At 65.3% G+C, this 21,644-nt stretch carries 19 protein-coding genes; 7 read left to right on the top strand and 12 right to left on the bottom strand.

Annotation, left to right across the window (positions count from 1 at the left end; genetic code table 11):
* Positions 1 to 238 precede the first annotated feature (238 nt).
* The 4 genes from AC2T4A_RS05080 to AC2T4A_RS05065 form a co-directional block, all read right to left on the bottom strand.
* Complete coding sequence (locus AC2T4A_RS05080) at positions 239 to 2,482, bottom strand: ATP-binding protein (RefSeq protein ID WP_486742854.1); 2,244 nt, start codon at positions 2,480 to 2,482, stop codon at positions 239 to 241.
* On the bottom strand, positions 2,479 to 3,240 hold the full coding sequence (locus AC2T4A_RS05075) for a substrate-binding periplasmic protein (protein WP_416744393.1): 762 nt from the start codon (positions 3,238 to 3,240) through the stop codon (positions 2,479 to 2,481). Before AC2T4A_RS05075 ends, AC2T4A_RS05080 begins: the two co-directional genes overlap by 4 nt.
* A 90-nt stretch (positions 3,241 to 3,330) precedes the next feature.
* A complete protein-coding gene (locus AC2T4A_RS05070; RefSeq protein WP_416744391.1) occupies positions 3,331 to 4,068 on the bottom strand; it encodes a response regulator in 738 nt (245 codons plus the stop codon).
* Positions 4,069 to 4,178: 110 nt separating this feature from the next.
* Entirely contained in the window at positions 4,179 to 4,826 is a 648-nt protein-coding gene (locus AC2T4A_RS05065; RefSeq protein WP_416744213.1) for a TetR family transcriptional regulator C-terminal domain-containing protein, read from the bottom strand.
* Between the two features lie 370 nt (positions 4,827 to 5,196).
* On the opposite strand from AC2T4A_RS05065, the gene AC2T4A_RS05060 reads away from it, so the two are divergent.
* The 4 genes from AC2T4A_RS05060 (at position 5,197) to AC2T4A_RS05045 (ending at position 10,068) form a co-directional block, all read left to right on the top strand.
* Positions 5,197 to 6,300 carry a polyamine ABC transporter substrate-binding protein gene (locus AC2T4A_RS05060; protein ID WP_478376961.1) on the top strand — a complete coding sequence of 368 codons (1,104 nt, stop codon included), beginning with the start codon at positions 5,197 to 5,199 and terminating at the stop codon, positions 6,298 to 6,300.
* Between the two features lie 237 nt (positions 6,301 to 6,537).
* Entirely contained in the window at positions 6,538 to 7,956 is a 1,419-nt protein-coding gene (locus AC2T4A_RS05055) for an aminotransferase (protein ID WP_486742853.1), read from the top strand.
* Between the two features lie 53 nt (positions 7,957 to 8,009).
* Positions 8,010 to 8,879: a helix-turn-helix transcriptional regulator gene (locus AC2T4A_RS05050; protein ID WP_486742852.1), complete on the top strand. Its 870-nt coding sequence runs from the start codon at positions 8,010 to 8,012 to the stop codon at positions 8,877 to 8,879.
* Positions 8,880 to 9,057: 178 nt separating this feature from the next.
* On the top strand, positions 9,058 to 10,068 hold the full coding sequence (locus AC2T4A_RS05045) for an alpha/beta fold hydrolase (protein ID WP_486742851.1): 1,011 nt from the start codon (positions 9,058 to 9,060) through the stop codon (positions 10,066 to 10,068).
* A 265-nt stretch (positions 10,069 to 10,333) separates the two neighbouring features.
* Here AC2T4A_RS05045 and choV read toward each other — a convergent pair whose 3' ends face one another.
* The 4 genes from choV to AC2T4A_RS05025 all read right to left on the bottom strand — a co-directional run bounded on the left by choV (position 10,334) and on the right by AC2T4A_RS05025 (position 14,533).
* Complete coding sequence (gene choV, locus AC2T4A_RS05040) at positions 10,334 to 11,512, bottom strand: choline ABC transporter ATP-binding protein (protein ID WP_416744205.1); 1,179 nt, start codon at positions 11,510 to 11,512, stop codon at positions 10,334 to 10,336.
* Between the two features lie 5 nt (positions 11,513 to 11,517).
* On the bottom strand, positions 11,518 to 12,357 hold the full coding sequence (gene choW, locus AC2T4A_RS05035; protein ID WP_416744203.1) for a choline ABC transporter permease subunit: 840 nt from the start codon (positions 12,355 to 12,357) through the stop codon (positions 11,518 to 11,520).
* 54 nt (positions 12,358 to 12,411) lie between these two features.
* Entirely contained in the window at positions 12,412 to 13,353 is a 942-nt protein-coding gene (locus AC2T4A_RS05030; protein WP_416744201.1) for a choline ABC transporter substrate-binding protein, read from the bottom strand.
* 241 nt (positions 13,354 to 13,594) lie between these two features.
* On the bottom strand, positions 13,595 to 14,533 hold the full coding sequence (locus AC2T4A_RS05025; RefSeq protein WP_416744199.1) for a choline ABC transporter substrate-binding protein: 939 nt from the start codon (positions 14,531 to 14,533) through the stop codon (positions 13,595 to 13,597).
* A 333-nt stretch (positions 14,534 to 14,866) separates the two neighbouring features.
* On the opposite strand from AC2T4A_RS05025, the gene AC2T4A_RS05020 reads away from it, so the two are divergent.
* From AC2T4A_RS05020 to AC2T4A_RS05010, 3 genes are all read left to right on the top strand, one after another.
* On the top strand, positions 14,867 to 16,243 hold the full coding sequence (locus tag AC2T4A_RS05020) for an L-serine ammonia-lyase (protein ID WP_416744198.1): 1,377 nt from the start codon (positions 14,867 to 14,869) through the stop codon (positions 16,241 to 16,243).
* 385 nt (positions 16,244 to 16,628) lie between these two features.
* Positions 16,629 to 17,735 (top strand): choline metabolism transcriptional regulator GbdR, encoded by a 1,107-nt coding sequence (gene gbdR / locus AC2T4A_RS05015; RefSeq protein WP_024766695.1) that lies wholly within the window; start codon positions 16,629 to 16,631, stop codon positions 17,733 to 17,735.
* Between the two features lie 157 nt (positions 17,736 to 17,892).
* Positions 17,893 to 19,365 (top strand): hypothetical protein, encoded by a 1,473-nt coding sequence (locus AC2T4A_RS05010; protein WP_486742850.1) that lies wholly within the window; start codon positions 17,893 to 17,895, stop codon positions 19,363 to 19,365.
* A gap of 32 nt (positions 19,366 to 19,397) precedes the next feature.
* Here AC2T4A_RS05010 and AC2T4A_RS05005 read toward each other — a convergent pair whose 3' ends face one another.
* The 4 genes from AC2T4A_RS05005 to AC2T4A_RS04990 all read right to left on the bottom strand — a co-directional run bounded on the left by AC2T4A_RS05005 (position 19,398) and on the right by AC2T4A_RS04990 (position 21,629).
* Positions 19,398 to 19,649 carry a hypothetical protein gene (locus tag AC2T4A_RS05005; protein ID WP_024766693.1) on the bottom strand — a complete coding sequence of 84 codons (252 nt, stop codon included), beginning with the start codon at positions 19,647 to 19,649 and terminating at the stop codon, positions 19,398 to 19,400.
* Positions 19,650 to 20,017: 368 nt separating this feature from the next.
* Positions 20,018 to 20,206 (bottom strand): hypothetical protein, encoded by a 189-nt coding sequence (locus AC2T4A_RS05000; protein ID WP_486743745.1) that lies wholly within the window; start codon positions 20,204 to 20,206, stop codon positions 20,018 to 20,020.
* Positions 20,207 to 20,219: 13 nt separating this feature from the next.
* Positions 20,220 to 21,149, bottom strand: a complete 930-nt coding sequence (locus AC2T4A_RS04995) for an alpha/beta hydrolase (RefSeq protein ID WP_486742849.1) — start codon at positions 21,147 to 21,149, stop codon at positions 20,220 to 20,222.
* A gap of 6 nt (positions 21,150 to 21,155) precedes the next feature.
* Positions 21,156 to 21,629, bottom strand: coding sequence for a thioesterase family protein (locus tag AC2T4A_RS04990; protein WP_416744189.1), 474 nt, complete (start codon positions 21,627 to 21,629; stop codon positions 21,156 to 21,158).
* Positions 21,630 to 21,644: the final 15 nt, after the last annotated feature.

Below are 21,644 nucleotides of genomic sequence, written 5' to 3'. Positions count from 1 at the left end.
CCACCGGATTATTGGAAGGCGATGTAAGGCGGGGTTGTTCGCCAGGATCGAAGTTGTAGAAAGATGTAAGGATTTTGTGCGGGGCTTGCTACGCGCGGGTTTCGGCGTTTTTGATTTTCGTAGGAGCGAGCTTGCTCGCGAACGGATTCAACCGGCCATAACGGCGTTGGGCGGGTTCGCGAGCAAGCTCGCTCCTACAGGTCAGGCGCCCCACGATGGCATCGGTGCCATGCCGAACTTACCTCTGAGCGCTCTTCAGACATTCAGCGGCAAGCGCCCACTCCTGCTCGAGACGCTCCGCCCAATCCATGAGCAAAGCCCCCGCCAACGCCGCCTGCTCCAGCTCGCCCAGGCCATCCCCCAACCCGCGCAACCCCATCGACCGACAGCTTCCCGCCAGCCGGTGCGCCAGGCTGGCCACCTCCACGGCATCCTCCTGGCGCAGCGCATCCAGCAGCAGCGGCCACTGCTCGTCGAGCAACTTCCACAGGCTCGCCAGCAACTCCCTGAGCTTGTGCTCGCCGAGCAGGCGGCGATGGGTATCCAGTACCTGGCGGTCCAGCGGGCCGTTATCCACAGCGTCTGGCAGCAGTTCCCAGGCCACGCCGGACAGCGCGCGGCGCAGGTCATCCAGGCGCAGCGGTTTGCCCAGCACGCCCTGCATGCCAGCCTCGAAATAGCGGCGGACCATGCCCGGCTGCACGCTGGCGGTGAAGGCGTGGATCGGCGTGGTCGCGTTGAGCCCGCCGGCTTGCGCGCGAATTGCCCGGCACAGGTCGAGGCCGGTCATCCCCGGCAGATGCATGTCCAGCAGAATCAGGTCGAAGCGCCGCACGGCAGTCAGCGCCAGCGCGGGTTCGGCGTCGTCGGCGAGCTGCACGCGGTGGCCATCGCGCTCCAGCAACGCCTGGGCGACCTCGCGGTTGAGGGCGACGTCTTCGACCACCAGCACTTCCTGCGATGGCGCCTGTTCGACGGCCACGCCGGAGCGCGGCACCACACCCGGCGCCAGCACGATTTCGAACCAGAAGGTGCTGCCCTCGCCCTCCAGGCTCTCCACGCCGATCTCGCCGCCCATGGCCTGCACCAGCCGCTTGCTGATCGCCAGCCCCAGCCCGGTGCCGCCGTAGCGCCGCGCCACTTCATCGCTGGCCTGGGTGAAGCGCTGGAAGATCTTCTCCTGCTGCTCGACGGAGATACCAATGCCGTCGTCAGTCACGCTGAAGCGCAAGTTCTGCCCGGCATCGCTGCTCTCCAGCACGGCAACCTCCAGCAGCACCTCGCCCTCTTCGGTGAACTTCACTGCGTTGGCCAGCAGGTTGCTCAGCACCTGACGGAGGAACTGCTCGGCGCCCCGGCAACCGTCCTGCACCTCGGGTTCGACGCGCAGGCGCAGGCAGGTGCCGTTGTCCTCGGCGCGCGGCTCCAGCAGGGTCACCACGTCGTCCAGCAGGCGGCGCAGGGAGAAATCCACCGGCTCCGGCTGGCTCGCGCCGTCTTCCAGCTTGGCGAAATGCAGCACCTCGTTGAGGATCGCCAGCAGCCCTTCGCCGGCGGTGGACAGCGCCTGCAGGCGGCGCCGATCCTGCTCGCCCAAAGGCGCTGCGCGCAGCAGCTCGGCCATGCCGAGGATGCCGTTGAGCGGCGTGCGGATCTCGTGGCTCATGGTGGCGAGGAAGCGGCTCTTGGCGCGGTTGGCGGCCTCGGCTTCCTCCTTGGCGCGGCGCAGGCTGGCGGTGCGCCGTTCGACCCGTCGCTGCAGTTCGTCGCGCTTGCTCTGCAAGGCCGCGCGGTCGGCCTCGCGCCGGCGCAGTTCGGCACGCAGGGCCCGGCGCAAACCATCGAGAGCGTCGGCGACGGTGTCGATCTCGTCTTCTTCGCCTGAGCGTTTCTTGGCCAGCGCCAGCTCGGTGCCCAGGTCACCGCCGGTGAGTCCGCGAACGAAGTCGGCCATGGCGCGCAGATGGCGAGTCACGAGACTGTGGAACAACCAGCTCAGCGCCACCGCCAGGCCGCAGAGGAACACGCCCATCCACAGCAGGCTGGCAAGCCCGCCGTGGAGCAGGCGCAGGTAGACGGCGCCAAGGTCGATGCTGATTTCCAGCTCGCCCAGGTCGCGGCGCTCGCCGTCCGGCGGCTGGAAGGCCAGGGCGTAGTGCTCGACACGGAACGGCCCGCGCTTGTCGTCGGCGTCCTGCACCAGGTTGAAGTCGGCGCTGCGCAGGCGCACCTGGGCGATGTCAGGGAAGTCGGCCAGGCCGTGCAGTTGTACGTTCAGCTGCTCCTGGTTGAGGTCCCACAGGCTGCGCTCGAAGCTGGCGAGATAGCCGACGCGGATCAGCTCCAGGCGCGCATCGATGTCGCGCATCTCGCGGCGGTACTCGAAGTACAGCTGCACCGCACTGGCCAGAACCGTGAAGCACAGGCTGAACAACAGCACCCGCAGCAGCAGACGCCGCGCCAGGCCACCGGGCAGCCTCACCGCGGCACCCCGTCGCCGGCGAGCAGGGCGCGGTAGTCGTGCTCGCTCTGTTCCAGCCAGCGGGCCACGCTGCCGTCGTCCACGCGTTTCTTCAGCAGCGCGTCGATTTCGTCCATCCGCGCGGCCAGCGGCGAATGGCGGGAGACGGCGATGCGCAGGTAATCCACAGTGAGCGGACGAGGCAGTGCGGCGATGTCCTGGCCGCCGGCCAGTTGCTCGACGAACAGGGTGCCGGTGCGCCGCTCGTGGGCGATGAAGTCGATGCGCTGGCGGATCAGCTTGCCGAAGTTCTGGCGGCTGTCGGAGACCCATTCGACGTTGCCGTGTTCGGCGAGGAAACGGTCGAACTCCGGCCCGTAGCTCTCGCCGAACAGCAAGCCGCCACGGTACTGCGCAAGGTCGCCCAGCTGGTCAAAACGCACCGGTTTGCGACGGTTGTAGAAGATCGCCACCTCCTCGCGCAGCACCGGCACGCGGGAGAACAGCAGGCCATCGTCGCGCTGCGGGGTCTGGTAGGCGAGCACCACGTCGACCCGACCTTCGGCGGCATCCAGCAGGCAGCGCTTCCAGTTGCCCAGTACCACGGTCTTCACCTCGTAGCCCAGTTCGCCGAGAACGCTGCGTACGGTCTGCGGCGCTAGACCCCGCACTTCGTGGCCGTCGCTCCAGGAGATGGGCGGGTAGACGGGGTAGTCGCAGTAGCGGATGGGTTGGGCGGCTTGGGAGAGCGTGCAGAAGAGCAGCGCCAGAAGATGCAGGAGAAATCGGAGCAGGGTTTTCCCTCTCCCTAACCCTCTCCCTGAAGGGAGGGGGGACTGGCCTGCGCCCCCGGAAATCACTGTGATAACTCAGGCATCGACAGGCGTGGCGGTGAACAGGTAGCCGGCGCCGTGGATGGTGATGATCAGCTCGGGCTCGGCCGGGTCGTCGCGCAGCTTGCGGCGCAGGCGGCCGACCAGCACGTCGATGGAGCGATCATTGGGCAGCCATTCGCGGTTGCGGATCTGGTCCATCAGTTGATCGCGGCTCAGGGTGTGACCGGTGTTGCGCAGGAACACGCAGAGTAGCTGGAACTCGCCGTGGGTCAGCGGGGTTTCGCTGCCATCGCGGTCGATCAGGCGGCGACGGTCCGGGTCCAGGGTCCAGTGGGCGAAACGCTTGTGGTTTTGCCGTGCGGATGCGGCAACGGGTTGGCGCGCATGGCGCACGCGGCGGATCAGGTTTTTCGCGCGGGACACCAGCTCGCGGGGATTGAGCGGCTTGATCACGTAGTCGTCGGCGCCGCATTCCAGACCGACGATACGGTCGATGTCATCGTTGCGCCCGGTGATCAGGATGATGCCGACCTCCGAACGCACGCGCAGCTCGCGGGTCAGGGTCAGGCCGTCCTTGCCGGGCAGACGGATATCGAGCATCACCAGATCAATGGGCTGCTCGGCCTGTTCGGCTTCGGCCAGGCTTGCCTCGGCCTGTTCGGCGGTGCCGGCGCAAAGCACGTCATAGCCTTCCTCGCCGAGGTAGGCCTGGAGGAGCTCGCGAATCACCGGATCGTCGTCGACGATCAGTACACGGGAAGTCATCGCAATACCCTGCTGAAGCCGCCGCTCGTGACGGGGCCATTCTTGTTATGCGTGGAGGTAGAGCTGTAGGAACTGTCCTGCAGATGGCGGCAGGTTACCGATCGCTGAACAATCGATCAACAGGCTCCCGACGCCCGACTGAAACGCTGCCGGCCACCGTATTGAAGGCCATCCACCCAGGCCTCGCATATTTGCACACCCTGCTCCGGGGTAAAGGTATTGGGGTTCAGGCCCGACTCCAGCCACAAGCCGTCAAGCAGGGCACTCAGGGCAATCGCGGCGAGATCGGCGTCGAAATCCGACCAGTCCTGCTCCTTCGCCAGATCATTCAGTGCCTGCGCCAGCAAGGTGCGGTACTCACCGTAGGAATGGTCGTGGGCCTTGTTGATTTCCTCGGCCGTCTTCACCGCGCCCCAGAACGCCAGCCAGGCATCCAGCAGCTGCGGATCGAGCAGCTCGGCGGAGAACGACGCACGGAAGAACGCCGACAGGCGCGCGCGGGCATCGGGCGCGGCTTCGGCGATGGCCTCGCGAAGCAGCTGCATGACACGACCGGTGACGGTCAGGTAGGCCTCGGCGACCAGTTCATCCTTGCCTGAATAGTGGTGGTTGATCAGCCCCACCGAAACACCCGCCTCGGCGCAGATCTTGCGTATGGACGCTCCCTGGAAGCCATGGCGTTTCAGGCACGCGAGTGTGGCCTCGATCAGCAGCGCCTTGCGCTGCTCCGGCTCCAGTCGGGTAAAGCGGACTTCCTCGTTCATGCCTGGCTCCTAAAGTGTCAGGTGGCCAATCTGAACGATTGTTCGACAGGACGCCAGCGCCAAGGTCTGTTGACGTTTCGCCACGGCCGCGACGAAGTGCATTTGCGCAGCCCGGTGCAAGCCGTCATTCGTCCCTTCGGGTTGCGCGGAAAATCACGCCATGCGTCGTTGCGGGACTAGGCAAGGGAATGACCATTGCCGGCATCCCGCGTCTAGCCTGGCGTGATTTTCCGCGGCAACGCGGCTCGCGTCGAAACGACAACAGACCCTTACCTACCCGTTCGGGGAATGGCCGGGGAACCGGCCCTGGTCGAGAGTGGCTTCATCCGCGATTTATCCAATCCATAACAAAATCAAAGGTGGGACTGACATGCAGAAAATGCTCGCAGCAGTACTCAGCGCGGCGCTGGCGACCTTGCCGGCACTGGGTCACGGGGAGGAAGCCGAAGGCGCGAAAACGCTTCGGCTGTACAACTGGACCGACTATATCGGCGATCACACCATCGCCGACTTCGAGAAGGAAACCGGGATCAAGGTGGTCTACGACACCTTCGATTCCTACGAGACCGTGCAGGGCAAATTGCTGCCCGGCCGCTCGGGCTACGACCTGGTGGTGCTCAACGCCGCCCTGGTGCCGCCGCTGCTGAAAGCCGGCGTGTTCCAGCCGCTGGACAAGTCCAGGCTACCCAGCTGGAACAACCTCGATGCGGACGTGCTCAAGCACCTGGACCACTACGATCCGGGCGTGAAGTACTCGGCGCCCTACACCTGGGGCAGCAACGGCATCACCTACAACATCGACAAGATCAAGCAACGCATGCCCGACGCACCGATCGGCTCGCTGGCGATGCTGTTCGATCCGAAGATCGTGTCGAAATTCGCCGATTGCGGGGTGACCATCATCGACTCCCCTACCGACGTGATCCCGCTGGCCCTGGCCTACCTCAAGCGTGACCCCAACAGCGCGCTGCCCGAGGACCTGAAAGCCGCCCAGGACCTGCTGCAATCGATCCGCCCGTACATCCGCAAGTTCGACTCCACCAGCTACCTCAACGGCCTGGCCAACGGCGACCAGTGCATGGCGATGACCTGGTCCGGCGACTACGCCACCGCCCAGGCCCGTGCCGACGAGGCCGGCGCCAAGGTCAAGCTGGGCTACTTCGTGCCCAAGGAAGGCTCGCTGATCTGGTTCGACGATTTCTACATCCCGGCCGACGCGCCGCACGTGGCAAACGCCCACAAGTTCATCGAGTACATGCTGCAGCCCAAGGTCGCCGCCGGCGTCGCCGACTACATCCGCTACGCCTCCAGCAACGCTGCCGCCACCCCGCTGCTGGCCGCCGAAGTGCGCAATGACCCGGCGATCTACCCGGACGCCGAGACCCGCGCCCGGCTGTTCACCCAGAAAGTGCAGACCCCCAAGGCCACCCGCCTGATCACCCGTACCTGGAACGCGGTGAAGACCGGGACCTGATAGCGCAAGACCAAAGCCCCCTCTCCGCAGCCCTCTCCCTGAAGGGAGAGGGGGCCAAGCGGAGTCGCCGGAAATCATGGCGGCATCCTGAAAGTAACGAGGAACACGATCCACAAGGAGGTTCGGAGTCCCCATGCACTCCGAACAGTCCCCTCTCCCTTCGGAGCGGGGCTCGCAGCCAGGGTTAGGGAGAGGGCAGAACGCCCAACCGAACAACGAAAGTCCGAGGTACAGACAATGACCACCACCACCCCAGCCTACTTCGCCCAGTTCAACGACGAGCAGCTGGTCGCCGCCGACAAAGCCCACTACATGCACGGCTACCACGTGTTCGACGACCACCGGGTCAACGGTGCACTGAACATCGCCGCCGGCGAGGGCGCCTACATCTACGACACCAAGGGCAATCGCTACCTGGATGCCGTGGGCGGCATGTGGTGTACGAACATCGGCCTGGGCCGCGCGGAAATGGCCGACGCCATCGCCGAGCAGGTGCGCCAGCTGGCCTACTCCAACCCCTTCTGCGACATGGCCAACGTCACCGCCATCCAGCTCTGCGAGAAGCTCGCGCAGCTCGCGCCGGGCGACCTCGACCACGTGTTCCTCACCACCGGCGGCTCCACCGCCGTGGACACCGCCTACCGCCTGATCCAGTACTACCAGAACTGCCGCGGCAAGCATGAGAAGAAGCACATCATCAGCCGCATCAACGCGTACCACGGCTCGACCTTCCTCACCATGTCCCTGGGTGGCAAGGTCGCCGACCACCCGGCCGAGTTCGACTTCCTCAAGGATGTCATCCACCACATTTCCTGCCCCAATCCCTACCGCGCGCCGGAAGGGATGACAGAAGGGGACTTCCTCGAATTCCTGGTGAAGGAGTTCGAGGACAAGATTCTCGAACTGGGCGAGGACAAGGTCGCCGCCTTCTTCGCCGAGCCGATCATGGGCTCGGGTGGCGTGATCATTCCGCCCAAGGGCTATCACCAGCGCATGTGGCAGGTGTGCCAGAAGTACGACGTGCTCTACGTCGCCGACGAGGTGGTGACCTCCTTTGGCCGCCTCGGCGCCTTCTTCGCCTCCGAAGACGTGTTCGGCATGCAGCCGGACATCATCACCACCGCCAAGGGCCTGACCTCCGGCTACTTGCCGCTGGGCGCGTGCATCTTCTCCGACCGCATCTGGAAGGTGATCGGCGAGGCCGACAAGGGCCGCTGCTTTGCCCACGGCTTCACCTACAGCGGGCACCCGGTGAGCTGTGTCTCGGCGCTGAAGAACATCGAGATCATCGAGCGCGAAAACCTGCTGGAGCATGTGAAGGACGTCGGCGGCTACCTGGAGCAGCGTCTGCAGGAACTGGCCGACCTGCCGCTGGTAGGCAGCGTGCGTTGCCAGAAGCTGATGGCCTGCGTCGAGTTCGTCGCCGACAAGCGCAGCAAGGTGCTCTTCCCCGAGGAGCTGAACATCGGCGAGAAAATCCACCTGCGCGCCCAGGCCAAGGGCCTGCTGGTGCGGCCGATCGTGCACCTGAACGTGATGTCACCGCCGCTGACCATCACCCGCGAGCAGGTCGACGAGATCGTCGACACCCTGCGCGAGTCGATCCTGGAGGCTGCCGAAGACCTCCAGCGCAGCGGTGATTACGCGGGGCATTGATGATCGATCCTCGGATTTTGCCTACACCCCGGCGGCCCTTTATGCTGCCGGACATGAGCGAATCACAGGCACTGAGCGAAACGTCCGACGCACCGGCCCTGCATGCCTGGCATGCGGGGCTGGCGCGCGCTTTGGCCAGCGTCGGCGAAGTCGTCTTCGTCGAGCGCCTGGCCGACGCCCTGTCCTGCCTGGTGCCGGTGGAGTCGGTGATGCTTGGCCTGGAGCAACGCGGCCAGCCGCCGCAACCGCTGTATCAGCGCGGCATCGATCCGGAGCACCACGAGGCGCTGATCGACCGCTACTATGCCCGCGGCTACCTGCTCGACCCCTTCTGCCTGGCCATGGAAGACGGCCTCACCGAAGGCTTCTACCCGCTGGCCGACATCGCGCCGGACGACTTCTTCGCCAGCGAGTACTACAAGACCTACTACCTCAAGTTCGGCTGCACCGAGGACTGCCACTTCATCATCGACCTGGGCGAAGCGCGCAAGGTCTCCCTGTGCCTTTACCAGGGCAAGAGTGGCGCGCGCTTCAGCGAAACCCAACTGGACCTGCTGGCCACCGTCCTGCCGCTGGTACGCGAGCTGATCCGCCAGTTCGAGCGCAACGGTGGGCTGGACCTGCTGCTGGCCGGGCGCGGCGTGAGTGTCAGCGCGCCGGACGATCAGGCGCCGCTTAACCGGCATATCCGCGCGGCCTTCATGAACTTCGGCGCCGACCGGCTCACCGAGCGCGAACGCGAGATCGCCCACCTGCTGCTGCGCGGACACTCGGTGAAATCCAGCGCGCGGGTGCTGGATATCTCGCCGGAAACCGTGCGCATGCACCGCAAGCACCTCTACACCAAGTTGGAAATCAACTCCCAGGCGGAGCTGTTCTCACTGTTCATCGACTGGCTGACCGGGAGCGTCCCAGCCGCTTGACCCGGACTTGTAGGAGCGAGCTTGCTCGCGAACCGGGCAGGCACGACGTGATGCATTCGCGAGCAAGCTCGCTCCTACAAAAAGGCGTAGCGCCGATGCGGCAACACGCCCGGAAATCTGCCAACCTATGGCGTTTGCCGCAGTCTGACCCGTGCCCAATCACCAGGAGAGCTCCCCGATGTCCCGACGCTGGCTATCCGCCTTGCTGTTGGCCGCCGCCCTGCCGCTGCACGCCGCCGAATCCAAACCCACCTACGGCCCGGAACTGGAGCGCTTCAATTACTCCTACCCGGTCGGTCACTACAGCTTCGCGTCCCAGGGCCATCACATGCACATGGCCTACATCGACGTGAAGCCCAAGAAGCAGCCCAACGGCCGCACCGTGGTGCTGCTGCACGGCAAGAACTTCTGTGCCGGCACCTGGGAAACCACCATTGCCGCCCTGAGCGACGCCGGCTATCGCGTGGTCGCGCCGGACCAGATCGGCTTCTGCAAATCCACCAAGCCCGAGCGCTACCAGTACAGCTTCCAGCAGTTGGCGACCAATACCCACGCGCTGCTGGACCACCTGAAGATCGGCAAGATCACCCTGCTGGGCCACTCCACCGGCGGCATGCTCGCCGCCCGCTACGCGCTGATGTACCCGCAACAGGTCGAGCAGCTGGCCATGGTCAACCCCATCGGCCTGGAAGACTGGAAGGCCCTGGGCGTGCCCTACCGCACCCCGGACCAGTGGTATGAGCGCGAGCTGAAGACCAGCGCCGAGAGCATCCGCCAGTACGAGCAGGCGACCTACTACGCCGGCCAGTGGAAGCCCGAGTACGACAAGTGGGTGAACATGCTCGCCGGGCTGTTCAACGGCGCCGGCCACGAGCGCGTGGCGTGGAACTCGGCACTGCTCTACGACATGATCTTCACCCAGCCGGTGGTCTACGAGTTCGGCCAGCTGAAGATGCCGACCCTGCTGCTGATCGGCACCAAGGACAACACCGCCATCGGCAAGGACATCGCCCCGGCCGAGCTGAAAGCCAAGCTGGGCAACTACGCCGAGCTGGGCAAAGCGACCGCCAAGGCCATCCCCAACGCCACCCTGGTGGAGTTCGACGACATGGGCCACGCGCCGCAGATCCAGGATCCGAAGCGCTTCCACGAGGCGCTGCTCAAGGGGTTGGCTGACCTGAAGCATTGATGCCCTGTCCGCGGTCGGTGCCCGCTTTGGGCGATCGCGGACGGAGCCCGCTCCTACGTTTGATTGCAACATCGGCGCTGGAGCTTCCCGCCGTGGCACCGGGCACAACGTGTAGGAGCGAGCTTGCTCGCGAACTGCCCAGCGCCAGTGCCGCCGGGTAATCCGTTCGCGAGCAAGCTCGCTCCTACAAAAACAGCCACACCGCGCTCACAAAAACGCAGGCTCCCCTCGCAGGGAGCCGGCGTTTTTCATTCAGCCGAAACAGTCAGCCCAGGTTCTTGCCCAGCAGCGCGTGGTACAGCTCGCTGTCGCCGAGCACGCCGACTACCCGGCTCTGCTCCTGCAGCACCAGCTTGTGGCCAGTCTGGTAGCGAATCTGCAGCGCGTCGCGCATGCGGATGTTGACGTCCACCAGGGTCGGCTCGTGCTTGAGCTTCTCCACCGGGTCGCCCGGGCGCCATTGCTGCAGGTCGATGATGTTGCTGCCCTGGCGCGCGGTCTTGATCTGGTTCGATTCGGTCAGGCCAAGCCAGCAGTCGCGGCCCTGGTCGAAGCACACCTCGTCGGCCTGGCGGCGGCACTGGTCCAGGCCACGCATCAGGCTGGAGCCACAGAGCACATTGAGCGGGTTGGTGTGGGCGACGAAAGTACGCACGTAGTCGTCCGCCGGGCTGAGCACGATTTCCTCGGGCTTGCCGTGCTGGATGATGCGGCCGTCCTTCATGATCGCGATGCGCGTTCCGATCTTCAGCGCCTCGTCCAGGTCGTGGCTGACGAAGACGATGGTCTTGTGCAACTGGCGTTGCAGTACCAGCAGCTCATCCTGCAACTGCTGGCGGATCAGCGGGTCCAGCGCGGAGAAGGGTTCGTCCATCAGCAGGATGTCGCCATCCATCGCCAGTGCGCGGGCCAGGCCGACGCGCTGCTGCATGCCGCCGGAGAGCGAATCCGGGCGCTTGTCGCGCCATTGCGACAGGCCGACCAGTTCGAGCTTCTCGTCGATCACCTTCTTCCGCTCGTTGGCCGGGCGGCCCTGCATCTCCAGGCCGAAGCCGATGTTCTCGGCCACGGTCAGCCAGGGCATCAGCGCGAACTTCTGGAACACCATGGCGATGCGCTTGGTGCGCATGGTCTTGAGCGTCGCCGGCGAGCAGTTGGCGATGTCCACCTGCTGGCCTTCGTGCTCGATCAGCAGCTTGCCACGGCTGACCCGGTTGAGGCCGTTGATGCAGCGCAGCAGGCTGGACTTGCCCGAGCCCGACAGGCCCATCATCACGCAGATTTCGCCGCGGTCGACGTCCAGGCAGGCATCCTCGACACCCAGCACCTGGCCGGTGCGCTTGAGGATTTCCTCGCGGCCCAGGCCCTGGTCCAGCAGCTTGAGCGCTTCCTTGGTGTGGGTGCCGAAAATCACATCCACATGTTCGAATCGAATCGCCGACATAGTACTTACCTCCCCCGCAGCGAACGTTGCTTGCACACCCGGTCGAGCAGGATGGCGAGCAGGACGATGGCCAGACCGGCCTCGAAGCCGAGGGAAATGTCCGCGGTGTTGAGTGCGTTGACCACCGGCTTGCCGAGGCCATCAGCACCCACCAGCGCGGCGATAACCACCATCGACAGCGACAACATGATGCATTGGGTGACCCCCGCGGCGATGCTCGGCATGGCGTGCGGCAGCTCGATGCGCGTCAGCAGTTGCCAGCGCGAGCAGCCGAAGGCCTTGCCGGCGTCCATCAGCTCCGCCGGCACGTCCTGGATGCCCAGGCAGGTGAGGCGGATGGGCGCGGCGATGGCGAAGATCACCGTGGAGATCAGACCCGGAACCACGCCCAGGCCGAACAGGGTCAGGGTGGGAATCAGGTAGACGAACGTGGGTACCGTCTGCATCAGGTCCAATAGCGGCCTGAGCGCGGTGTAGAACCAGGGCTTGTGCGCCGCCAGGATGCCCAGCGGCACCCCGATGGCGATACACACCACGGTGGCGAAGATCACCTGCGCCAGGGTCTCCATGGTTTCCTGCCAGTACCCCAGGTTGAGGATCAGCAGCAGCGAGGCCAGGGCGAATGCCGCAAGGCCCCAGCTGCGCTGGATGTAGAACACCAGGAAGACCATCAGCGCGATCAGTGCCAGCGGGTTGAACCAGAGCAGGCTGTTGGTGACGCCGTGGATGAGGAACTCGAGGGTGTCGGAAATCTTGTCGAACACCGACGCGCCATGTTGCGTGAGCCAGTCGACGAAGGCGGCGATATGCTCGCCCAGCGGTAGCTTGTGGTCAGTCAGAAACATAATGCGGGCCCATCAGAAGCTTGAGGAATCGGCCAACGGCAATTACTTCGGCAATTACTTCGCGAATGCCACCTTGGCTGCCGCCAAGGCCGGTTTGCCGTCACGGGTGGTCACGCCGGCGAGCCAGGCGTCGAGCAGTTCCGGATGGTCCTTCAACCAGGCTTTGGCCGCCTCTTCGGGCTTCTTGCCCCCGTTAAGCACGGCGTCCATGAGTTTGTTTTCCATGTCCAGGGTGAAGGTCTGGTTGCTCAGCAACTTGCCGACGTTCGGACACTCCTGGGTGTAACCCTTGCGCACGTTGGTGTAGATGGTCGCGCCGCCGTAGTTGGGGCCGAACACGTCATCGCCGCCTTCGAGGTACTTCATCTTGAAGCGGGTGTTCATCGGATGCGGTTCCCAGCCCAGGAACACGATCCACTGGTTGCGGCGGTCGGCGCGGCCGACCTGCGAGAGCATGCCGGCTTCGCTGGACTCCACCAGCTTGAACTTGCCCAGGTCGAACTGGTTCTTGTCGAGCATGCCCTGGACCAGGCGGTTGCCATCGTTGCCCGGCTCGATGCCGTAGATCTTGTTGCCCAGCTTGTCGGCGAACTTGCTGATGTCCGCGAAGGACTTCAGCCCGCCGTCGTATGCGGCCTGGGTGACAGCCAGGGTGTACTTGGCGCCCTCGAGGTTGGCTTTCACCGTTTCCACCGAACCGTTGTCGGCGTAGGGCTTGATGTCGTTGGCCATGCTCGGCATCCAGTTGCCGAGGAAGACGTCGAGATCCTTGTTCGCCAGCGACTTGTAGGTCACCGGCACGGACAACATGGTCACCTTGGTGGTGTAGCCAAGCGACTCGAGCACCTGACGGGTAGTAGCGGTGGTCACGGTGATGTCGGTCCAGCCGACGTCGGAGAAGCGAACCGTGCCGCACGACTCAGGTTCAGCGGCCTGAACCGCCAGCGGTGCGCAAACGGACACAGCAGCCAGCAGCAAAGACTTGCAACCTTTCATGAGCGTACTCCTCTGCGGGGTGGGGCGCCGGCGCTGCCCACAGTGGGGCGCGGCGGTCTGAATTATGAGTGGGACCTCGGGGCGCAGGTCCTTTTGTTGTCATTTCGTAAACGATCATGGAACAGGAAAATTTCGTCGCCTACCGGGTGGGTCGCATCCAGTGCAGGCGAAGTCGTATTCAGCACCAGCCATGTCGCATCCAGTGGAAAGGCCCGGTTCCAGCGACTTCCAGAGGCCCGGATCATTCCATGGCGGCGGTTTTCTGGCCCCCTGGCGCCGCGCCCGCTGTACTCGGAGCGACACCCTGCAGCCAGCCATCGAGCACCTGCGGGTTGGCCTTCAGCCAACTCTTCGCGGCCTGGCGGGGATTGCGTCGCTCGTTGAGCACCGCATCCATCAACTGGTTCTCCATCGCCAGGTCGAATTTCAGGTTCTTCAGCAGCCGCGCGACATTGGGGCACTCCTGAAGATAGCCTGCTCTGACGTTGGTGAAGACCGTCGCACCGCCATAGTTGGGACCGAAGTAGGAATCCCCTCCCTCCAGATAGTTCATTTGGATTCGGGTATTCATCGGGTGCGGTTCCCAGCCCAGGAACACGATGGGTTGCTTCAAGGCCCCGGCTCGCTTGACGTAGGCCAGCATGTCCGCCTCGCTGGACTCCACCAGTTTGAAGTCGCCCAGGCCGAAAGCCTTCTCCTTGATCATCTTCTGGATCAGCTGGTTGCCGTCGTTGCCCGGCTCGATGCCGTAGAGGCGCCCGCCCAGCTGCTCCTTGAATTTTGCGATATCGGCAAAAGTCTTCAGGCCAGCCTCATAGGCGTAGCGCGGCACCGCCAGGGTGTACTTGGCGCCTTCGAGGTTGGCGCCGACGGTTTCCACCTGGCCCTTGTCGGCGAAAGGCTTGATGTCGCCCGCCATGCTCGGCATCCAGTTGCCGAGGAACACGTCGATCTTCTTCTCCGCCATCGCCTTGTAGGTGTCCGGCACGGACAGCCGCACTACCTGCGTGCGATAGCCCTGGTGGCTGAGCACCAGGCGGGTCACCGCGGTGGTCACGGTGATGTCGGTCCAGCCGACATCGGCAAAGCGCACCACGGCGCAGGATTCGGGTTCGGCGGCGCGCGCAGCGCCCGGTAGTACCACGGATAACGCCAACAGCGACGACACAAGACTCTTCATGAGACCAGCCTCTGACTGCGGAGAATGGGGGTGGATACGGGCGAACGCTGCCGTTCGTCGGTGGCGGATCATGGAACAGCGCAGTGGTGCGCGCCTATCGACCGGTCGTGGTTCGCGGCGCTCGCGTCGTAAAGAGGCAAGCTTTCGTCGGCCCCGGAACAGGCGCTCCCGCGCCCTGCCCCAACGGGAGTCGCGAGCGGCGTTATTGGATACGGCCGCGTCGCCGATGGACGCAGCCAGTGCCGGACTTGGGTCGATGATGGCCGGGCATCGCGGGCACAGGGACGTGCCTATCCCCCTCCCCATGGACGTGCAGCTCGCCCGGAGTCCGGCATGGCAATCAGTGTGTTCGACCTGTTCAAGATCGGTATCGGCCCTTCCAGTTCGCACACGGTCGGCCCCATGCGCGCCGCCGCGCTATTCGTTGGCGCCCTGCGCGAGCGGCAGATGCTCGAACGCACCAGCCGCGTGGAAGTGCGCCTGTACGGCTCGCTGTCCGCTACTGGCGTCGGCCACGGCACCGACCGCGCCGTGATCATGGGCCTGATGGGCGAATGGCCGGACCGCATCGACCCGAGCCAGATCGAACCGCGCATGGCGCAGCTGCGCAGCAGCGGCGAACTGCTGCTGGCCGGCAGCCGGGCGATCCCCTTCGACTGGGTCCGCGACATGCGCCTGCTCGAAGAGAACCTGCCCTACCATCCCAACGCCATGCGCCTGACCGCCATCGAAGGCGACCACGTGCTGCACAGCGATACCTACTACTCCATCGGCGGCGGCTTCGTGGTCGACGAGGAACAGGCCGCCTCCGGCAGCCTCGACACCGACAACACCGTGCTGCCCTACGACTTCGCAAGCGCCGCCGAACTGCTCATGCTCTGCCGCCGCCACAACCTGCGCGTGTCCGAGCTGATGATGGCCAACGAGCGCATGTGGCGCAGCGAAACCGACATCCGCGAAGGTCTGAAAGTCATCTGGCAGGCCATGCGCGACTGCGTCGACAACGGCCTGCGCCACGAAGGCATCCTCCCCGGCGGCCTAAACGTGCAGCGCCGCGCCGCGCGCCTGCACCGCAACCTGCAGGAAATCGGCAAGCCCAACGTCATCGGCTCGACCCTCTCGGCGATGGAATGGGTCAACCTCTTCGCACTGGCCGTGAACGAGGAAAACGCCGCCGGCGGCCGCATGGTCACCGCGCCCACCAACGGCGCGGCCGGCATCATCCCGGCGGTGCTGCACTACTACATGCGCTTCAACCCCGACGCCAGCGACGACGACGTCACCAACTACCTCCTGGCCGCCGCCGCCGTCGGCATCCTGTGCAAGAAGAACGCGTCCATCTCCGGCGCCGAAGTCGGCTGCCAGGGCGAAGTCGGTTCCGCCTGCGCCATGGCCGCGGCGGGCCTCGCCGAAGTGCTCGGCGCCTCCCCCGAACAGGTGGAGAATGCCGCCGAGATCGGCCTGGAGCACAACCTTGGGCTGACCTGCGACCCGGTCGGCGGCCTCGTCCAGGTGCCCTGCATCGAGCGCAACGCCATCGCCGCAGTGAAGGCCATCAACGCCGCGCAGATGGCCCTGCGTGGCGACGGCCAGCACTTCATCAGTCTCGATCAGGTAATCCGCACCATGCGCAACACCGGCGCGGACATGCACGACAAGTACAAGGAAACCTCGCGCGGCGGATTGGCCGTCAGCATCATCGAGTGCTGACCCTCAATCGACCACGCCAGAGCCAGCGCGCCCTCGGATGGCGCAAGCAGTACGCCCGTCCCGACATTGCAATGGGCGTTACCGTTCCGGGCACAGCACCGCCGGTCGCGTGACCGGTGAGTGCTACCAAAAACCCCAGCCCACGATCCATGCGTATTTGCGACCTTCGAGGGGTCGCATTCCGGGCCTGCAAAAACGGCATTCCCATGCCGTTTTCTTTTTTAATTGAACGCCCATTCAACCTAGGCACGGCATTTGCCTTGCTATTAGGAAGAGAGCAATCAGAGGAATAGTCCCGGGCGACCCTGGGGCGAATTTCCCAACAGAAGAACAAGCATAAGAAACGCCTCCAGCGAGGCGACTGTGACTAGCGTGAGGTGACTGAATGAACGCGTTCAACCCCGGAGTTCCCCCGCAAAACCGAGCTCCGCAGTCCATCGGCTTCCTGCTGCTGGACAACTTCACCCTGATCTCCCTGGCCTCCGCGGTGGAACCGCTGCGCATGGCCAACCAGCTATCCGGACGCGAACTCTACCGCTGGCACACCCTGAGCCTCGACGGCCGCCAGGTCTGGGCCAGCGACGGCCTGCAGATCACCCCTGACGCGGCCTGTGACAGCGCCCCGCAGATGGACACGCTGATCGTGGTCGGTGGCGTCGGCATCCAGCGCAGCGTCACCCGCGAGCACACCACCTTCCTCCAGGCCCAGGCACGCCTGGGTCGCAAGCTCGGCGCCGTGTGCACCGGCAGCTGGGCCCTGGCCCGAGCCGGCCTGCTCGACGGCTACGACTGCTCGGTGCACTGGGAATGCCTGGCCGCCATGCAGGAAGCCTTCCCCCGCGTGGCCATGAGCACTCGCCTGTTCTCCATCGACCGCAACCGCTTCACCTCCTCCGGCGGCACCGCGCCGATGGACATGATGCTGCACCTGATCGGCCGCGAGCACGGCCGCGAGCTGTCGGCGGCGATCTCCGAGATGTTCATCTACGAGCGCATCCGCAACGAGCAGGACCACCAGCGCGTACCACTCAAGCACATGCTCGGCACCAACCAGCCCAAGCTGCAGGAAATCGTCGCCCTGATGGAGGCCAACCTCGAGGAGCCCATCGACCTCGACGAACTGGCGGTCTACGTCAACGTCTCGCGCCGCCAGCTCGAGCGCCTGTTCCAGAAGTACCTGCACTGCTCGCCGTCGCGCTACTACCTGAAGCTGCGCCTGATCCGCGCGCGCCAGCTGCTCAAGCAGACCTCCATGTCGATCATCGAAGTCGCCTCGGTCTGCGGTTTCGTCTCCACCCCGCACTTCTCCAAATGCTACCGCGAATACTTCGGCATCCCGCCGCGCGACGAGCGCCAGGGCCAGCCGATCGGCCAGCCGGTCATGGTCATGCCCATCCCGCAGGACCTCGCCCTCATGCCCAACTCCTCGGCCATCTCCGCGCTCAGCCAGGCCCAGGGCGAATCCACCTTCGCCAGCGTGCGGGTGCTCTGAGTCCGGCATGCCGCGACACGAAAGAGGGAGGCACTTAGCCTCCCTTTTTCATGCCTGTGACGCATGGCACCCCATCATTCAGAATCGTCTGAATCGCAAATCGCCCTGAATCCCGCAGTCTCCGAAGCGTCGGCCAAATCCGACGAGCTTCGGAGCCATGGGACATATGGACAACGCCCTCGACTACCTGGCGCAGCGAACGCGGGAGCTGTACCGCACAGCCATCGAACTGGACCACTCGACGCTGACCGGCATCCAGTTGTTGCGCGAGCTCGAACGCCTGCGCCCACAGATCTTCGACGTCAGCCGTCATCTTTCCGAGCTTTTCGGCGAGCATGCAGGCGCCCTCGAACAGGCTCGGGCGGACAAGGCGGGAAAGCTCATCCTCGCGCTGCACCGACGACTGCTCAGCGGCTACTGGCACCTGCTGCGCACCCGCCGAGCGGAGCGCAAGACCGCCGCCCTGCTGATGCAGCGCATGGTGCGCAGCCTGCAGGAAATCCACTGCAACTACCTGCAGAACCACCACCCCGAGCCGCCAGGACTATGGAGCCTGCTGCACCAAGTCTACGGACGCGCCCTGAAGCTCGAAGTCCAGCACTTGCCCATTGACGACGGCGAAGCCTTCGAACCACAGAGCCAGACCATCGCCGGTGGCTACCTGCACTGCCTGATCGTCGCCGGCTCCCGGCCGCTGGAGGTTCCCGCGCAATGCCTGCCTGCGCTGATCGAATCCGCCCAGGTATTTGCCGCCATCGTACACATCCAACCGGAACGGCCTGGCAGCCACTGGCGACTCGAACAAAAGGACGACTGCCCCTTCCTTGATCCCGGCGCTGTCAGCCGCGAGCACGGGCTCGCCCTGGTGCTCGATGAACTGCTGGACATGCTCAAGCGCTTCACCGCCGCCAGTACAGGCGACGCCGCCTTCGACCTGAATGCCCACCTGCTCGCCTGCTGGAGCGTAACGGAGACACACGCCGAGCCCTGGCAGGTCTGCCGAGGACTCCCTGCGCTGCTCGCGCACCTGGGCGCCGCCGACGACACGCGTCTCGACGCCCGCCACTTCGAGCGCCAGCAACAGGTAAACGACGTCTGGGCCCAGCATTCCGGCGGCCGTGGCGGGCTGGACGAAATGGTCGCGCACTCGCCCGCCATCGAATTCAGCCGTTCCACAATGAAGCCCAGTCTTCCACCCACTCTTCCGCTATCACAGCCTCGCTCCAACGAACGCCATATCAGCGGGTACTGGGAAGACTCACCACCACCCGCTGTCGGCGAACTGCTCGGCATCGGCTTGTCCCCCGCGGGCTCCTGGCAACTGGCGCAGGTGGAAAGCCTTCGCTTGCTCGGTGGCGACCGCTACGAAGTGCACGGTGCCTGGCTATCCTTGCAGCCGCGCCCCTGCCGCCTCAGCCTGCGCAGCAAGCTGCAGGAAAGTGCGCCGCGCCCTGCCCTGCTGTTGCCCGAAACGAACGAGTTGCGCGTGCTTTGCCCGACACTACCGCTGGAGGCGGGGCGAAAGGTCACGGTGGAAGAGCAGGGCCGACGCTACCTGGCCCTGCTGGGCGATCCCAAAGACGACAGCTTCCCGCTGCTACCACTGGAGGTAGCCGTCGACCTGCGATGACGGCAGCCCCGGTCGTGGTGCGCCAGCAGCGCTCACAAGGCCTTGGGTACCAGCGCCGGCAGCAACTGCCGCGAGATCGCTTCGCGTACCGCCGGCAGCAGGGTGGCATTGCCGGCGAGCATTTCTTCCACCAGGCGGCGCAGCGCCAGCGAGCGCTCGGGCGTCAGGCCACGCACGGCGTATTCGCAGGCCTGTTCGGCGGTGACGTCCGGCGGCACGGCGAAACCCAGCGCTTGCAGGCGTTCGCGGAAATCGTCCTGGTCGATCAGGTCGGCGTGCATCATCGCGGGTCTCCTTGGGAGCGGCAGGGGTCTGCATCGATTCTGGTAAGCCCGGCGAAGCGCGGCAAGCACCTGTCCGACGGAATGTCCGCGGCGGGCACGCGCAGGTCGTTTTCGGCTAACCGAGGCGGCGGCGCGACGCGCAGACTGGCTTACATACCCCGCAGCCGGCACCGGCGCCAGCTGCGGGCCTCGCACACGAAAGAGCCCGCATCGGCTCGATTTGTCCCCTGCCGCGCGTCGGGCGCCGCAGGGGATTTTTTTGTCCGGCTTTTTGTAGGAGCGAGCTTGCTCGCGAACAGGATATCCGGTGATTTTCGAGCTGGGAGGTTCGCGAGCAAGCTCGCTCCTACGCGGGAGGTTCTGCGCACTCAGCCCTCGCGCTGCAACACCAGGATGCGCGAGAGCAGTTCGTCGCGATCGATGTAGCAGCCCTGCAGGTGCCGTTCGCCGCTGCCCGGGTCGAGACGGTTGGCTTGCCGGCGCAGCGAGGTCAGCGCAGCGGTCTGTGGATAAGTGCGCCAGTCGGCAATGGTGGGACCTTCCCGCGTCATTTCCATGCGCTTCTCCGTGTCAGCTCAGGCTGCGGCGCAGGGCTGCGATCAGGGCGCCGCGCAGGGCATCCACTTCCGCCACGCGACGGGCGCGCAGGCAGCCATGGACGAGGCCGGCTCCGGGGAAGTAATCCACGGCCACGCCGGCTTCTCGCAGGCGGTCACGGTACAGCGCGCCGTCATCGCGCAGCGGGTCGAACTGGGCGACCGCGATGAAGGCCGGCGGCAGCCCGGAGAAGTCTTCGGCCAGCAGCGGTAGCGCCAGCGGGTCGCGCCAGTCGGCGGGACACGAGAGGTAGGCGGCGAGGTATTCGTCCACCGCAGCGCTGGTCATCAGCGGGGCGTCGGAGCAGGTGGTGCGCGAGGGCGTATCGAGGTTGCCCAGGGCGGGGTAGATCAGCATCTGGGCAACGGGCAGTGGCTCACCGCTGCCACGCAGCGCCTGGCAAAGCGCAGCGGCGAGGTTGGCGCCGCCACTGTCACCGGCCACGGCGATGCGGCGTTTATCCACAGCCTCGCCGAGGCCGTCCTGCTGGATGCGCCGCCAGGTACCGAGGCAATCGTCGAGGGCGGCGGGATAAGGGTGCTCCGGCGCCAGCCGGTAGCTGAGGGCGACCACCAGCGCGCCCAGTTCCGCGGCCAGGGGAATGCAGATCATGTCGTGGGTGTGGGCGTTGCCCAGTACCCAACCGCCGCCATGGATGTAGAACACGGTGGGCCAGCCATCCGCCGGTGGCGCTCCGTCAGGCCGATAAAGACGCAGCTCGACCAGGCCGTCCGGCTGAACGTCCCGCACCAACAGGCCGGGCGGCACTGGCGGAGCAAAGGCGGCGGCCATTCGCTCGTAGCCTTCTCGCTGGGCGGCGAGGGACGGATCGGCCACGGCATGGCTCTCGGTCTCGGCGACAAAGGCCTGCATGGCATCCGACAGCGGGTAGCGCCGGCTCATGCGCGCTCAGCCCGGCAGGCCGATGACGCGGCCGACGTAGTCCGGACGCGGCAATGGGCGATGGGCCTCGGCCAGCGCCAGCACGCGCTCGAGCACCACACCTTCGAAGGGCGCCGAGCGCGCGCCACCTTCGAGGTTCACGTGCAGCAGCATCTGCTCGCTGGCGGCCAGGGCAAGGTCTTCGCTGGCGCGGTGCAGGCTGTGGAAAACGTGCAGGCGCTTGCGGTCGTGAGCGATCAGCTGGGTACGCACTTCGACCTTCTCGCCCTCCTTCACCTCGTGCAGGTAGTTGAGATGCACTTCGAGGGTGAACAGGGAATCGTGGGTCGCGGCGCGATGCTCCGCGTCGAGGCCCAGGTGGTCCATCAGGGCGTCGGTGGCGTAGCTGAACAGCAGCAGGTAGAAGGCATCGCGCAGGTGGCCGTTGTAGTCGGTCCACTCGGCGAGGATGGGGGTTTCGTAGGTTTTCAGGGCGTGCATGGTTTCGCGTCCGTG

The sequence above is a fragment of the Pseudomonas sp. PVC-3-1 genome, assembly GCF_057444315.1.
Note: the sequence above shows the minus strand (reverse complement) of the source record. Positions and strands in the feature narration are given on the sequence as shown.

What these genes read in the sequence shown, in the direction of transcription:
- AC2T4A_RS05020 (WP_416744198.1), top strand. Translation starts at nt 14,867, where the DNA reads ATGGCAATCAGTGTGTTCGACCTGTTCAAGATCGGTATCGGCCCTTCC.
- gbdR (WP_024766695.1), top strand. Translation starts at nt 16,629, where the DNA reads ATGAACGCGTTCAACCCCGGAGTTCCCCCGCAAAACCGAGCTCCGCAG.
- AC2T4A_RS05060 (WP_478376961.1), top strand. Translation starts at nt 5,197, where the DNA reads ATGCAGAAAATGCTCGCAGCAGTACTCAGCGCGGCGCTGGCGACCTTG.
- choV (WP_416744205.1), bottom strand. Translation starts at nt 11,512, where the DNA reads ATGTCGGCGATTCGATTCGAACATGTGGATGTGATTTTCGGCACCCAC.
- AC2T4A_RS05045 (WP_486742851.1), top strand. Translation starts at nt 9,058, where the DNA reads ATGTCCCGACGCTGGCTATCCGCCTTGCTGTTGGCCGCCGCCCTGCCG.
- AC2T4A_RS05055 (WP_486742853.1), top strand. Translation starts at nt 6,538, where the DNA reads ATGACCACCACCACCCCAGCCTACTTCGCCCAGTTCAACGACGAGCAG.
- AC2T4A_RS05050 (WP_486742852.1), top strand. Translation starts at nt 8,010, where the DNA reads ATGAGCGAATCACAGGCACTGAGCGAAACGTCCGACGCACCGGCCCTG.
- AC2T4A_RS05025 (WP_416744199.1), bottom strand. Translation starts at nt 14,533, where the DNA reads ATGAAGAGTCTTGTGTCGTCGCTGTTGGCGTTATCCGTGGTACTACCG.
- AC2T4A_RS04990 (WP_416744189.1), bottom strand. Translation starts at nt 21,629, where the DNA reads ATGCACGCCCTGAAAACCTACGAAACCCCCATCCTCGCCGAGTGGACC.
- AC2T4A_RS05010 (WP_486742850.1), top strand. Translation starts at nt 17,893, where the DNA reads ATGGGACATATGGACAACGCCCTCGACTACCTGGCGCAGCGAACGCGG.
- AC2T4A_RS05030 (WP_416744201.1), bottom strand. Translation starts at nt 13,353, where the DNA reads ATGAAAGGTTGCAAGTCTTTGCTGCTGGCTGCTGTGTCCGTTTGCGCA.
- AC2T4A_RS05005 (WP_024766693.1), bottom strand. Translation starts at nt 19,649, where the DNA reads ATGATGCACGCCGACCTGATCGACCAGGACGATTTCCGCGAACGCCTG.
- choW (WP_416744203.1), bottom strand. Translation starts at nt 12,357, where the DNA reads ATGTTTCTGACTGACCACAAGCTACCGCTGGGCGAGCATATCGCCGCC.
- AC2T4A_RS04995 (WP_486742849.1), bottom strand. Translation starts at nt 21,149, where the DNA reads ATGAGCCGGCGCTACCCGCTGTCGGATGCCATGCAGGCCTTTGTCGCC.
- AC2T4A_RS05000 (WP_486743745.1), bottom strand. Translation starts at nt 20,206, where the DNA reads ATGGAAATGACGCGGGAAGGTCCCACCATTGCCGACTGGCGCACTTAT.
- AC2T4A_RS05065 (WP_416744213.1), bottom strand. Translation starts at nt 4,826, where the DNA reads ATGAACGAGGAAGTCCGCTTTACCCGACTGGAGCCGGAGCAGCGCAAG.